Source organism: Catellatospora sp. NPDC049111, assembly GCF_040648615.1.
In the GTDB taxonomy this organism is placed as follows: Bacteria; Actinomycetota; Actinomycetes; order Mycobacteriales; family Micromonosporaceae; genus Catellatospora; species Catellatospora aurea.
On the sequence record NZ_JBEZEB010000003.1, the window covers coordinates 163,925 to 176,442 of the forward strand.

At 70.8% G+C, this 12,518-nt stretch carries 10 protein-coding genes; 8 read left to right on the forward strand and 2 right to left on the reverse strand.

Features of this window, described 5'->3' with window-relative positions; genetic code table 11:
* Positions 1-217: 217 nt before the first annotated feature.
* Positions 218-1,660 (reverse strand): CCA tRNA nucleotidyltransferase, encoded by a 1,443-nt coding sequence (locus tag AB0B66_RS05600; protein WP_360523388.1) that lies wholly within the window; start codon positions 1,658-1,660, stop codon positions 218-220.
* Between the two features lie 58 nt (positions 1,661-1,718).
* Here AB0B66_RS05600 and murJ point away from each other — a divergent pair, with 58 nt between their 5' ends.
* The gene (murJ, locus tag AB0B66_RS05605; RefSeq protein ID WP_360523391.1) at positions 1,719-3,458 is read left to right on the forward strand and encodes a murein biosynthesis integral membrane protein MurJ; all 1,740 of its coding nucleotides are present in this window, start codon (positions 1,719-1,721) and stop codon (positions 3,456-3,458) included.
* Positions 3,459-3,565: 107 nt separating this feature from the next.
* Here the strand turns inward: murJ and AB0B66_RS05610 are convergent, their stop codons facing one another.
* Positions 3,566-5,086, reverse strand: a complete 1,521-nt coding sequence (locus AB0B66_RS05610) for a helicase HerA-like domain-containing protein (protein WP_360523394.1) — start codon at positions 5,084-5,086, stop codon at positions 3,566-3,568.
* 290 nt (positions 5,087-5,376) lie between these two features.
* Here AB0B66_RS05610 and AB0B66_RS05615 point away from each other — a divergent pair, with 290 nt between their 5' ends.
* The 7 genes from AB0B66_RS05615 (at position 5,377) to AB0B66_RS05645 (ending at position 12,504) form a co-directional block, all read left to right on the forward strand.
* On the forward strand, positions 5,377-6,903 hold the full coding sequence (locus AB0B66_RS05615) for a protein kinase (RefSeq protein ID WP_360523397.1): 1,527 nt from the start codon (positions 5,377-5,379) through the stop codon (positions 6,901-6,903).
* A complete protein-coding gene (gene sigM, locus AB0B66_RS05620; protein WP_360523400.1) occupies positions 6,900-7,538 on the forward strand; it encodes an RNA polymerase sigma factor SigM in 639 nt (212 codons plus the stop codon). The genes AB0B66_RS05615 and sigM overlap by 4 nt, the downstream gene beginning before the upstream one ends.
* Complete coding sequence (locus AB0B66_RS05625) at positions 7,538-8,383, forward strand: hypothetical protein (protein ID WP_360523403.1); 846 nt, start codon at positions 7,538-7,540, stop codon at positions 8,381-8,383. The genes sigM and AB0B66_RS05625 overlap by 1 nt, the downstream gene beginning before the upstream one ends.
* Before the next feature lie 118 nt (positions 8,384-8,501).
* A complete protein-coding gene (trxB, locus tag AB0B66_RS05630; protein ID WP_360523405.1) occupies positions 8,502-9,425 on the forward strand; it encodes a thioredoxin-disulfide reductase in 924 nt (307 codons plus the stop codon).
* 110 nt (positions 9,426-9,535) lie between these two features.
* Positions 9,536-9,859, forward strand: a complete 324-nt coding sequence (trxA, locus tag AB0B66_RS05635) for a thioredoxin (protein WP_360523408.1) — start codon at positions 9,536-9,538, stop codon at positions 9,857-9,859.
* 201 nt (positions 9,860-10,060) lie between these two features.
* Entirely contained in the window at positions 10,061-11,218 is a 1,158-nt protein-coding gene (locus AB0B66_RS05640) for an N-acetylmuramoyl-L-alanine amidase (RefSeq protein WP_360523411.1), read from the forward strand.
* Positions 11,219-11,220: 2 nt separating this feature from the next.
* Positions 11,221-12,504: a DUF2786 domain-containing protein gene (locus AB0B66_RS05645; RefSeq protein WP_360523414.1), complete on the forward strand. Its 1,284-nt coding sequence runs from the start codon at positions 11,221-11,223 to the stop codon at positions 12,502-12,504.
* Positions 12,505-12,518: the final 14 nt, after the last annotated feature.

Below are 12,518 nucleotides of genomic sequence, written 5' to 3' on the forward strand. Positions count from 1 at the left end.
CTGCGGGTTCACGGCCGCTGATTGCCGCAGTTTCCCTGAAACTGCGTCCGGGTGGGCCGCCTCCGGCCTGGCCGAGGGCGTCGCGGTGACGGGAGACGCGAGACGGCTCGGCCGTGATCGCTCGACTTGCCAGGCAGGTGGGCGGAAGCGTGTTCAAGATACGCACAGGTGCCTGGCAAGTCGGACGATCTTGCAACGCAAACTCCCGACGCGACGGTCAGGGGATGAGGCCCTCGGTGCGGGCCCAGCGCTGGAGTTCGGCTTCGGCCTCGTCGCGGTCGAGCGGGCCGCGTTCCAGGCGCAGTTCCTTGAGGTGCTTCCAGGCGCGGCCGACGATCGGGCCGGCCGGGATGCCGAGCAGCTCCATGATCGCGTTGCCGTCGAGGTCGGGCCGGACCCGGGCCAAGTCCTCCTCCTCCTGGATGCGGGCGATGCGCACTTCCAGCGCGTCGTAGTCCGCGGCGAGCAGGGCGGCCTTGCGCTTGTTGCGGGTGGTGCAGTCGGAACGGGTGAGTTTGTGCAGGCGGGCGAGCTGGTCCCCCGCGTCGGTGACGTAGCGGCGCACCGCCGAGTCGGTCCACTCGCCGCGGCCGTACCCGTAGAAGCGCAGGTGCAGCCCGACCAGCGCGACCACCGGCGAGATCACGTCCTTGGGGTATTTGAGCAGCTTCAGCCGCGACTTGGCCATGCGCGCGCCGACCATCTCGTGGTGGTGGAAGCTGACGCCGCCGTCGCCGCCGACAGCCTTGGTGGCCGGCTTGCCGATGTCGTGCAGCAGCGCAGCGAGGCGCAGGATCAGGTCGGGGCCGCCGTCGGCGGTGTCGAAGCCGACGGCGTTGCTGACCACCTTGAGGGTGTGCTCGTACACGTCCTTGTGCTGGGCGTGCTCGTCGATCTCCAGCTTGAGGCCGGCCAGCTCGGGCAGGAAACGGTCGGCCAGGCCCGTGTCGACCAGCAGCCGCAGCCCGGTCACCGGGTCGGCGCCGCACAGCAGCTTGGAGAACTCGTCCCGGATGCGCTCGGCGGTGATCCGGTCCAGGTCGGCGGCCATGTGCTCCATGGCGGTGACCACGGCCGGGTCGACGGTGAAACGCAGCTGGGCGGCGAACCGGGCCGCGCGCAGCATGCGCAGCGGGTCGTCGCCGAACGACTGGGCCGGGGTGCCGGGCGTACGGATCACCCGCGCGGCCAGGTCGGCCAGCCCGCCGAACGGGTCGGCGAACTCATGGCCGGGCAGGCTGACCGCCATCGCGTTGACCGTGAAGTCGCGTCGCACCAGGTCGTCGTGCAGGTTGTCGCCGTACTGCACCTGCGGGTTGCGGCTCACCCCGTCGTAGGACTCCGCCCGGTACGTGGTGATCTCCAGGCGGAGCCCGCCGCGCTGCAGTCCGATGGTGCCGAACTCGCGTCCGGTCTCCCAGATCGCCTCGGCCCAGCCCTTGACGATCTTGAGGGTGTCCTCGGGTCGGGCGTCGGTGCAGAAGTCGAGGTCGTCACCGAGGCGGCCGAGCAGCGCGTCGCGGACGGATCCGCCGACTAGGTGCAGCTCGAACCCGGCCTTGGCGAACCGGCGGCCCAGTTCGTCGGCGACGGGGGAGACGCGCAACAGCTCGGTGACGGCGTTGCGCTGGACGGCGGTGAGTTCAGGTGAGGGCGACATCGATCATCCAGCGTACTGGGGAGGCTGGTCATGGCCGTTCGCAGGTATGGTGCATCCCATGACAGCCCCCGATCGTCTCCCCCCGGTCGACGCGGACCAGACCACCGTGATCCCGCACGTGGTGGGAACGGCGCTGCCCGCGGAGGAGATTGAGGCCGCGGCCGAGCCCAGCTTCGAGGACGAGCACAAGGGGGCGGCCGGCAACTCGGCCATGATGGCGGTCGGGTCGCTGGTGAGCCGAGGGACCGGCTTCCTGCGTACCGCGACGATGGCGGCCGCGCTCGGCGGCGGCATGGTCGGCAACGCGTACACCACCGCGCAGATCTTCCCGGGGATGATCTACGAGCTGCTGCTCGGCGGCATCCTGTCCAGCGTGCTGGTGCCGATGCTGGTCCGGGCCCGCAAGGGCGACGCGGACCGCGGCCAGGCCTTCACCCAGCGGCTGCTCACCCTGACAGTGATCGTGCTCGGCATCACCACGGTGCTGGCGGTGATCTGCGCGCCGCTGCTGACCATCGCGTACGCCAGCCGGGACTCCTCCGAGGCCACCCGGCACCTGATCACCACGCTGTCGTACCTGATGCTGCCGACGATCTTCTTCTACGGCCTGACCGGCCTGTGCAGCGCGGTGCTCAACACCCGGGGGCAGTTCGCCGCCCCCATGTGGACCCCGATCCTCAACAACGTCATCGTCATCGCCACCGGCGGTTTCTACCTGGTGACGTTCGGGGCCAAGCAGATCGACCCCGAGGACATGACCCCGGGCCGCATCCTGGTGCTGGGCGGCGGCGTGCTGCTCGGCATCGTGGTCCAGGCCTGCGGCCTGCTGCCCGCGCTGCGCCGGGTGGGCTTCCGCTGGCGCTGGCGCTTCGACTTCCGCGAGCTTGGCCTGCGCCGGCTGGCCCGGGTCGGCGGCTGGATGTTCTGCTACGTGATCGTCAACCAGCTCGCGCTGCTGGTGCTGACGAACCTGCTCAACCAGGCGGGCGAGCAGGACGCGGCCGGTCCGATGATCTACAACAACGTCTTCCTGCTGATGATGATGGCGCACGGCATCGTCGCGGTCTCGATCATCACGGCACTGCTGCCCCGGATGAGCGCTGCTGCGGCCGAGGGCCGGGCCGGCGACGTGGCCGCCGATCTCAGCCGGGGCATCCGTACGGTCGTGGTGATGCTGGCCCCGATCGCGGTCACCTACCTGGTGCTGGCCCTGCCGATCTCGATCGCGCTGTTCGAGCGGGGCGCGTTCCACCGCGCCGACTCGATCGAGACCGCCCCGGTGCTGGCCATGGCCGGTCTCGCGCTGCTGCCGTTCGCGATCAGCCAGCTGTTCAACTTCAGCTACTACTCGCTGCAGGACACGAAGACCCCGGCGCTGCTCAACCTGCCGGTGATCACCATGCGGCTGTCCATCCAGCTGGGATGGTGGGCGCTGTTCGCCGCGTCGACCGCCGCGGTCGGCATGATGATCGGCAACGCCGCCTCGTACGCCTTCGCGGCGATCCTCTCGGCGACCCTGCTCAAGCGCCGGATCGGCCTGATCGGCCTGCGCCGGATCATGGTGACCCTCGGCAAGGTCGTGGTGGCCGCGCTGGTCGCCGCCGCAGCCGGCTACGGCACGGTCAAGCTGCTCTTCATGGGCGCCACCCAGTCCACGGTCAGCCCCTTCACCAGCTGGGTGACGCTGATCGCGGGCGGCATCGTGATCTGCGGCGTCTACGGCGCGTGCGCCCTCGCCCTCCGGGTCGGCGAGGTCCAGGACGTCGTCGGCATGGTCCGCCGCAAGATCGGCCGCTGACCCGGTCACTGCAGTTTCGGGGAAAGTGTCGTTTCGGGCGGGGTCGAAGGCGCAGTTTCCCTGAAACTGCCGCTGAGACGACGCAGGCATCAGCGGTGCGGGCGGCCTCAGCGGCGGCGGGTGCCGAAGATGGAGCGGATGATGGCGGTGCCGGCCGCGGCAGCGGCCGTGGTGAGCAGGCGCTTAGTGGTCTTGGAACCGAGGATCTGCTCGGCGAGGTTTGGCTCCGCCTTCGCCGGGGGCGGGGGAGCGGGCGCCTGCTGCGGCGGCACCGGGGCGGGTGGCGGCGCGAGCCGGGCCGCCAGCATCTCGTACGCCGACTCGCGGTCCACCGCCTGGTGGTACTTCGCACCCAGCGGCGACCCGGCGACCAGTGCCGCCATCACCGCGGGCTCGACAGCGGCCATCAGCGACTGGGGCGCCCGCAGCCGGGTCCACGCGACCGGGGTCGGGGAGCCCTTCTCGTTCAGCACGGTCACAATCGCCTCGCCCGTGCCGAGCTGGGTGAGCACCTCCTCCAGGTCGTAACCCGACTTCGGGAAGGTGGACACCGTCGCCTTCAGCGCCTTGGCGTCGTCGGGGGTGTACGCCCGCAGCGCGTGCTGGACCCGGCTGCCGAGTTGAGCGAGCACGTCGGCGTGCACGTCCTTGGGGGTCTGGGTGACGAAGAAGACCCCGACGCCCTTGGACCGGATCAGCCGCACCGTCTGCGTGATCGACTCCAGGAAGGCCTTGGAGGCATCCTTGAACAGCAGGTGTGCCTCGTCGAAGAAGAACACGAGCTTGGGTTTGTCCGGATCGCCGACCTCGGGCAGCTCCTGGTAGAGGTCGGCGAGCAGCCACATCAGGAACGAGGAGAACAGGGCCGGCTGAGCGACCACCCCGGGCAGCTCCAGGATGGTGACCATGCCCCGCCCGTCAGGGACGTTGCGCAGCAGGTCCGTGGTGGCGAACTCGGGTTCGCCGAAGAACGCGTCGGCCCCGGCGTCGGTGAACGCGATCAGCTCCCGCAGCAGCACCCCGGCGGTCTGCTTGGACAGCCCGCCGAGGCTCTTCAGTTCGGCCGCGCCCTCGTCGGAGACCAGGTACTGGATCACCGCGCGCAGGTCCTTCACGTCGACGAGCGGCAGGCCCTTCGCGTCGGCGAAATGGAAGACCAGGTTGAGCGAGGACGTCTGCACCTCGGTCAGGTCCATGACCTTGGCCAGCAGCAGGGGCCCGAAGTCGGTGATGCTGGCGCGCACCGGTACGCCGACGCCCTTGCCGCCGAGGGTGAGGAACTCGCAGGGATAGGACGTCGGGGTCCAGGGCTGGCCGAGCTCGGCCATGCGTTCGGTGATCCGTTCGGACGGCACTGCCGGGGCGGCCATGCCGCTGACGTCGCCCTTGATGTCAGCCAGGAAGACCGGCACCCCGGCCGCGGACAGTTGCTCGGCCATCACCTGGAGGGTCTTGGTCTTGCCGGTGCCTGTGGCGCCCGCCACCAGGCCGTGCCGGTTGAACATGGCCAGCGGGACCCGGATCGGGCAGTCCGGGTCGGCCTTGCCGTCGTCGCCGACGAGCGCGCCCAGGTCGAGCGTCGGCCCGTCGAAGGTGTAACCCGCCTTTGTCGCCGCCGCGTCCACCATGAGATACGTCCCCTTGCCGTAATTTGCCCGATATGGAGGAAGCGTAGCTATTTTGGGTCCCACGCACGGAGTATCCGAACCGCCGACTGATATACGTTCGAGTCCCGGAACCGGCCCCTTGCCGATGCGCCGATTCGTCGGATAGCTGTAAGGTCGCACTCGGCAACCGAGCGGAGCGCCTAGGCTCTCTAGATAGCGGACAACAATGCGACGGCTTCGACACGCGCCGAATGGCTGATCGACGCCACGCCGGGCTGATAGAGAGCGACTGCTTGATGAGGGAGGACGGGGTGACCCAGGTCGGCGAGGGTCCACGCGCGGCCGGGTCCGCTGCCGGAGCTCTGGGCGGGCTTGCGATCGGCGATGTGCTGGCCGAGCGCTACCGCCTCGAGGAGCACGTCAACGACGACAGCGCGGGCCGCCAGGTCTGGCGCGGGGTCGACATCGTGCTGCGCCGCCCGGTCGCACTGGTGCTGCGGACGCCGGGCGGAGCCGCTGCCGAGGAGATGCTCTCCGCGGCGGTCACCGCCAGCCGGGTCGTGCACGGCAACCTGATCGGCGTCTACGACGCGATCGACGAGGGCGAGCGGGCCTACGTCATCCGCGAGTGGATCGACGGCACCGCGCTGCGCGACCTGGTCGCCGAGGAGGGCCCGTTCGACGCCGAGCGCACCACCTCCGTGCTGCACGCGGTCGCCGACGCGGTGTCCGCGCTGCACGCCAGCGGGATGGCGCACGGCAACGTGCACCCCGGCACGGTCCTGGTCGCCGCCGACGGGCGGGTCGTGTTGGCAGACGCTCGCGTCGACTCGACCACGAGCAACGAGGCCGACGTGCGCAGCCTCGGCGCGCTGGCCTACTTCATGCTCACCGGCCACTGGCCGCGCGCCGAAGCGGGCCGCACGACAGCGCTGGCCGACGCCCGCCGCGACAGCACCGGCAGCCTGGTCGCGCCCCGCAACGTGCGCGCCGGCGTCCCCACCTACCTCGACGACCTCGTCATGGACCTGCTCGACCCGAAGCTGGCCCTGCCCACCGCGCAGGTGCTCACCGGCGAGCTGGCCCGCCTGGACACCGGCGAGCGGCTGCTCTTCGGCGGCAACGGCACCCTGCGGTTCGCCGACGAGAGCGCCGCGCCCGAGCCGGCCCCCCGGGCCGCCACCCCGCGCCTGATGGTCGCCGGCGGTGTCGCCCTGGCGCTGGTCGTCTCCGGTCTGGTGCTCGCCGTGCGGGCGCTCAACGCCGACGCGACCGAGCCGTCCACACTCCGGCCGACGCCCAACGTCACCGCGGAGGCCAGCGCCACCCCCGCGCCCCAGCCGCAGGCGATCAAGCTGCGCGCCGACCAGGTCCGCATCGTGGCCCCGGTCAAGGACCGCGACAACGAGAAGCAAGCGCCGAACATGGTCGACGGCAACCCGAAGACGCTGTGGCAGACGACCGGATACAAGTGGTCGAACTTCGGCAACACCACCAAGAAGGGCATCGGCATCCTGATCATGCTGGACAAGCCCCAGTTGGTGTCCAGCGTCACGCTCCAGCTCTCCGCCCCCGGCACGTCCGCCACCCTGCTGGGCGGCTCCGCCGCCGCGCCGGACTCCAGAGCGGGCGACAAGACCATCGTCGACACCTATCAGCAGGTCGCCGGCTCGCAGGCCTTCGGCAAGGACTCGGGCACCACCATCGTGTTCTCCACCGACGCCTCCACGCAGTACCAGTACCTGCTGGTCTGGATCACCGACCTGCCGCGCGACCCCGGCGAGTCGGACTACCCCTACCGTGTCGGCGTGCAGGAGATCGCGGTAGAGGTGCAGTGACCGGGCAGGACCCCCGAACGGACGAGGAGCTGCTGGCGGCCCATGCCGCCGGCGAGCCCGAAGCCTTCGGGGTGCTGTTCCGCCGTCACCGCGACCGGCTCTGGGCGGTCGCCCTGCGCACCACCAACGACCGTGAAGACGCCGCCGACGCACTGCAGGAGGCGATGCTGTCGGCGCACCGCGCCGCGGCCCGCTTCCGCGGCGAGGCGGCGGTCACCACCTGGCTGCACCGCATCGTCGTGAACGCGTGCGTCGACCGGCTGCGCCGCCGCCAGGCGCACCTGACCGTGCCGCTGCCCGGCCAGGCCGGCGCGGACGACGACGACCGGCACACCCCTGCCCGCAACGAGCCGGCCGCACCCAGCACCGACCACGACACCGCGATGGTGGTCCGGTCCGCGCTGGCTGAGCTGCCATATGACCAGCGCGCCGCCCTGGTGCTGGTGGACCTGCAGGGCTACTCGGTGGCCGAGGTCGCGCAGCTGATGGGAGTGGCCGAGGGCACCATCAAGAGCCGCTGCTCACGGGGCCGGGCCCGGCTCGCTGTGATGTTGGGACACCTGCGCAACCTCGGCGACTCCCCTGACGTCGGAGGGACACGAGCACAGGACGTCACACCGGGAGGGGGGCTCTGATGAGCGCAGTTGATCTCGACTTGCTGGCCGACTACGTCGGCGGTGCGCTGGACGGCACCCCGGAGCACCAGCGCGTCGCACGGCTCGTCGCCGACGATCCCGACTGGCGCTCCGCCGCCGCCGACCTGACGACCGCACTGGCCCTCGTCAACGCGGACCTGACGGCCCTCGGGGCGGCCCCGGAGCCGATGCCCGACGACATCGCCGCACGTTTCGACGCCCTGCTGGCGTCTCCGGAGTTCACCGCGTCCCGGCCTGTCCCGCCGCGCCCCGCGGTGGGGGAGCGCACGCTGAACCGGGACGCTCCCCGTTCCCGGGCCGCCCGCCGCGGCTGGCGACGCTGGGCCACCCCGGTCGTGGTAGCCGCGAGTGTGCTCGCGCTGGCGGGCATCGTGCTGCCGCTCGGCCCCCTCGCCACGTCGCAGCAGGACGCGGGTGCCGGCCTCACCGCGGAGAACGCTCCCGCCATCGCCGTGGCCCCTGATGGCGGCGTGCCGACCACCGCCAGCGGCACGGACTACCGCCGCGAGATGCTGGCCAGCGGGAGCATGTCGCAGAAGACCACACCCAGCTCCGAGGCCGCGCGGACGTTCGACGGCAGCGAGATGGCCGCCGCGACCGACCTGAATCGGCTGGGCGGCTCCGGCGAGGCGCTGGCGACCTGCTTCGCGGCGATCAGCACGGTGCTGCCGGGCACGGTCACGGGCGCCGACTTCGCCCGCTTCGAGGGGCGTCCCGCGCTCATCGTGACGGTCGACACGGCCACCGGCGGCTGGTGGTTCGTGGCTGGTCCGCAGTGTGGCCAGACCGGTCCCGACGAGCTGTTCCGCGCGCCCCGCAACTAGACACAGTGAGCTGACCCACCGCTGGGGCCGTAATGGAACATCCGCTCCGTACGATGGCGTTTCAGCCAGCGACAAGTACGGCGCGAACAGTTCGTGTCGACCCAAGGGAGCGCGTCTCGTGGAGAACGTCCGAAACCTGATCATTGTCGGCTCGGGTCCGGCCGGGTACACCGCCGCCGTCTACGCTGCTCGGGCCAACTTGAAGCCCCTGCTCATCGAGGGCGTCGAGTATGGCGGAGCGCTGATGACCACCACCGAGGTGGAGAACTTCCCCGGCTTCCCGGACGGGGTCATGGGTCCCGAGCTGATGGACCAGATGCGCAAGCAGGCCGAGCGCTTCGGCACCGAGTTCATCTCCGACAACGCCACCCGCGTCGAGCTGTCCGGCGACGTCAAGAGCGTATGGATCGGCGACCAGGAGTACCGGGCCCGTGCCGTCATCCTCACCACCGGTTCGGCCTGGCGGCCGCTGGGCGTGCCGGGTGAGCAGGAGCTGCTCGGCCGCGGCGTGTCCTCCTGCGCCACCTGTGACGGCTTCTTCTTCAAGGGCCAGCGCATCGTGGTCGTCGGCGGCGGCGACTCGGCGATGGAGGAGGCGACGTTCCTCACCCGCTTCGCCGAGCACGTCACGATCATCCACCGCCGCGACGAGTTCCGCGCCAGCAAGATCATGGCGGAGCGCGCGCTGTCCAACGAGAAGATCTCGGTCGAGTGGAACACCGTGATCGACGAGGTCCTCGGCACCGACGGCAAGGTCTCCGGCATCCGCGTGCACAACGTGATCACCGGTGAGTCCCGCGAGCTGGCGGTGACCGGCGTGTTCGTCGCCATCGGCCACGACCCGCGCAGCGACATGTTCCGCGGCCAGGTCGAGCTGGACGACGAGGGTTACGTGAAGGTCGACGCGCCGAGCACCCGTACCGACATCCCGGGTGTCTTCGCCGCCGGCGACCTGGTCGACCACACCTACCGCCAGGCCATCACCGCGGCCGGCACGGGCTGTACGGCGGCGCTGGACGCGGAGCGGTTCTTGGCCCATTAGGGCCAAGAACAGAAAGCACAGTCTCGCCCACCAGTGAGTGAAGCCGCGGCCTGGGCCACGCTGATCACGCGAGACAGCAGACGGAAAGATCTGAGATAGGAGAGACCCGAATGGGATCCGCGAAGGCGGTCACCGACGCGACGTTCGTCAGTGACGTACTGCAGTCCGACAAGCCGGTACTGGTGGACTTCTGGGCCGAGTGGTGCCAGCCGTGCCGCAAGGTGGCACCCGTGCTGGAAGAGATCGCCGGCGAGATGGCCGACCAGGTCACCATCGTCAAGCTGGACATCGACGCCAACCCGGAGACCGCGCGGGCCTACCGCGTCATGTCGGTGCCGACGCTGACCGTGTTCAAGGGCGGGCGGCCGGTGCAGTCGGTCGCGGGCGCCAAGCCCAAGGGCGACATCCTCCGGCTCATCCAGACGGCACTCTGACTCTGCACCACCCCGTGGGGCCTTCGAGCTGCGGCTCGGGGCCCCACGGGTTTGTCCGGCCGCCGGCCGTGGAACATGGTCATGGTCCGGCGGGCCGCGTACGGACGGCGCGTCGGAACGACTACAGGTTCGAGATCCCTACCGGCCCGCGCGGCGCGATAGGCTCCGGTGGCATTTGTGAGGTTTACCAGGAGGTCCGCTGTGCGAGCCATCAAGCGCGGTGAGCGCGGCCCGGCCGTCACCGAGATCCGGTCGATCCTGGTCGCGCTGGGGCTGCTGGAGGCCCCGGCCGACCCGGCCGAGGCGGACCACTTCAACCCGGCCACGGAACGGGCCGTGCGCGCGTTCCAGCAGGACCGTGGGCTGTCGGTGGACGGCGAGGTGGGCGCGGAGACGTGGCGCGCCCTGGACGCCGCCCGGTGGACCCTGGGCGCCCGCACGCTCTACTTCAGCGTCTCCGACCCGCTGCGCGGCGACGACGTACGCCAGCTGCAGGAGCGGCTGCTGGAGATGGGCTACGACGTCGGGCGCACCGACGGCGTGTACGGGCCGCGTACCGCGCGGGGCCTGTCAGCCTTCCAGCGCGAGATGGGCCTCACTCCCGACGGCACCTGCGGCCCGCAGACCCTGCACATGCTGCGGCGGCTGGGGCGCAAGGTGGTCGGCGGCTCCCCGCTGAAACTGCGCGAGGAGGTGACCTTCCGGCAGACCGGGCCAAGCCTGGTCGGGCGGCAGATCATCGTCGACCCGGGGCACGGCGGCTCCGACCCGGGCGTGGTCGTGCCGGACGGCCCGCTGCGCTGGACCGAGTCCGACCTGGCGTATGACCTCGCCACCCGACTGGAGGGCAGGCTCGCCGCGGCCGGCATGCGGGTGCACCTGACCCGCGGCCCGCTGCCGATCGAAGCGCCCAGCGACCTGGACCGCGCGCAACTGGCCAACGACCTGGCCGCGGACCTGCTGATCTCGCTGCACATCGACGGCCACCACAACCCGCAGGCCGACGGAGTCGCCACCTACCACTACGGCACCTCGAACGGCGTCACCTCGACGATGGGGGAGCGGCTGGCCGGCCTGGTCCAGCGGGAGATCGTGGCGCGCACCGGGTTGCGCAACTGCCACACCCACGCCAAGACCTGGGAGCTGCTGCGCTACACGCGCATGCCCGCGGTACGCGTAGACGTCGGTTACCTGACCTCCCAGAGGGACCGCGCGCAACTGATCGACCCGATGTTCCGCGAGCGCGTGGTGGAGGCGATCGTCGCCGCCGTGCAGCGGATGTACTACCCGGTCGAGATCGACGTGAAGACCGGCACCATCGACGTGAGCGCGCTGCGCCTGGCCCTGCCGAGCACCTGAGCATGCCGACCACCCCCACCGCCGCCGAGGCTCTCCGGTACGCCGACCGGATGCTGTCCGAGGTCACCGCCGCTCTGCTGTACCGCGACCAGCTGCGCTACCGCGTGGACTGCGAGCAGGTGTACAGCAGCACCCTCGATTCCCAGGCCGTCGACGCGGCCGTTTCCCGCGCACTCGGACAAGCGGTGCAGCACGCCTGGAACCGCAACTGGCGGCCCATCGAGCTGGACCACACCCTGGGCCGCTTCGCCGCCCGCGTCAAAGCCCCGAAGGCCGCTGCGGTCTGGATGGCGCGGCTGCTCGCCGACGTGCTCGCCGCCCGGACGCAGGCCCACGACCCGGCCACGGTCGACGAGCGCTGGGCGGCCGAACTGGCGGCACTGGACGCGACCGTGTGGTGGACCGCCGACACGGAACACCTCGCCCGGTTCGGCGAGCGGCACGGCCTCGACCGGCTGAAGGTGCTCGGTGGCGCGTTCGAGCTGATGCGCTGGCTCTACCAGGAACTGCCGCCGCTGGAGCCGGCCGGACACGCGCCCGGTTCGCCCATCCCGCCTCGTCGGAACGCATCCGGGTCGACAAACAGCGCCGACCAGCGCATGCTCGATCGAATCCGGGCATTGCTGGCGAAAGCGGAATCGACCGGTTTTCCCGAGGAGGCCGAGGCGTTCACCGCCAAGGCGCAGCAGCTGATGGCCCGGCACAGCATCGACCACGCGCTCGTCGACGCGGCGGCGGGCGCGAGCGACGGCCCGACCAATCGGCGCATCGTCATCGCCAATCCCTACGAGGGACCGAAGGCGATGCTGCTGCAGGTCGTCGCCGACGCCAACCGCTGCCGCGCACTGAACTTCAAGGACCTCGGCCTGAGCACCATCGTCGGCTTCGAACCCGACCTCGACGCCGTGGAACTGCTCTACACCTCGCTCCTGGTGCAGGCCGTGCACGCGATGACCGCGGCCAACCCCAGGGCCGACCGGTACGGCCGCAACGACGTGCGCTCGTTCCGGCAGGCGTTCCTCAGCGCGTACGCCGCCCGCATCGGCGAGCGGCTCGCCGAGGTCCGCGAAGAAGTCGACGCCGAACTGTCCGCCGGCACCGATCTGGTGCCCGTGCTCGCGGCCCGGAACGAGGCCGTGGACACGGCGTTCGAAGAGCTGTTCCCGCACCGGGTCAGCCGGACCGCCCGGGTGGTCAACGCCGCGGGCTGGGCCTCCGGCCGGGCCGCCGCGGACCGCGCGGAGTTGGCGGTCCGCCCGCGGCTGCCGGAGCCCGGCGTGCGCTGACGCGCCGGTCCGCA

Excerpts from the sequence above, each read along its gene's own strand:
- AB0B66_RS05625 (WP_360523403.1), top strand. The coding sequence starts at position 7,538 with ATGAGCGCAGTTGATCTCGACTTGCTGGCCGACTACGTCGGCGGTGCG.
- AB0B66_RS05645 (WP_360523414.1), top strand. The coding sequence starts at position 11,221 with ATGCCGACCACCCCCACCGCCGCCGAGGCTCTCCGGTACGCCGACCGG.
- AB0B66_RS05600 (WP_360523388.1), bottom strand. The coding sequence starts at position 1,660 with ATGTCGCCCTCACCTGAACTCACCGCCGTCCAGCGCAACGCCGTCACC.
- murJ (WP_360523391.1), top strand. The coding sequence starts at position 1,719 with ATGACAGCCCCCGATCGTCTCCCCCCGGTCGACGCGGACCAGACCACC.
- AB0B66_RS05610 (WP_360523394.1), bottom strand. The coding sequence starts at position 5,086 with ATGGTGGACGCGGCGGCGACAAAGGCGGGTTACACCTTCGACGGGCCG.
- trxA (WP_360523408.1), top strand. The coding sequence starts at position 9,536 with ATGGGATCCGCGAAGGCGGTCACCGACGCGACGTTCGTCAGTGACGTA.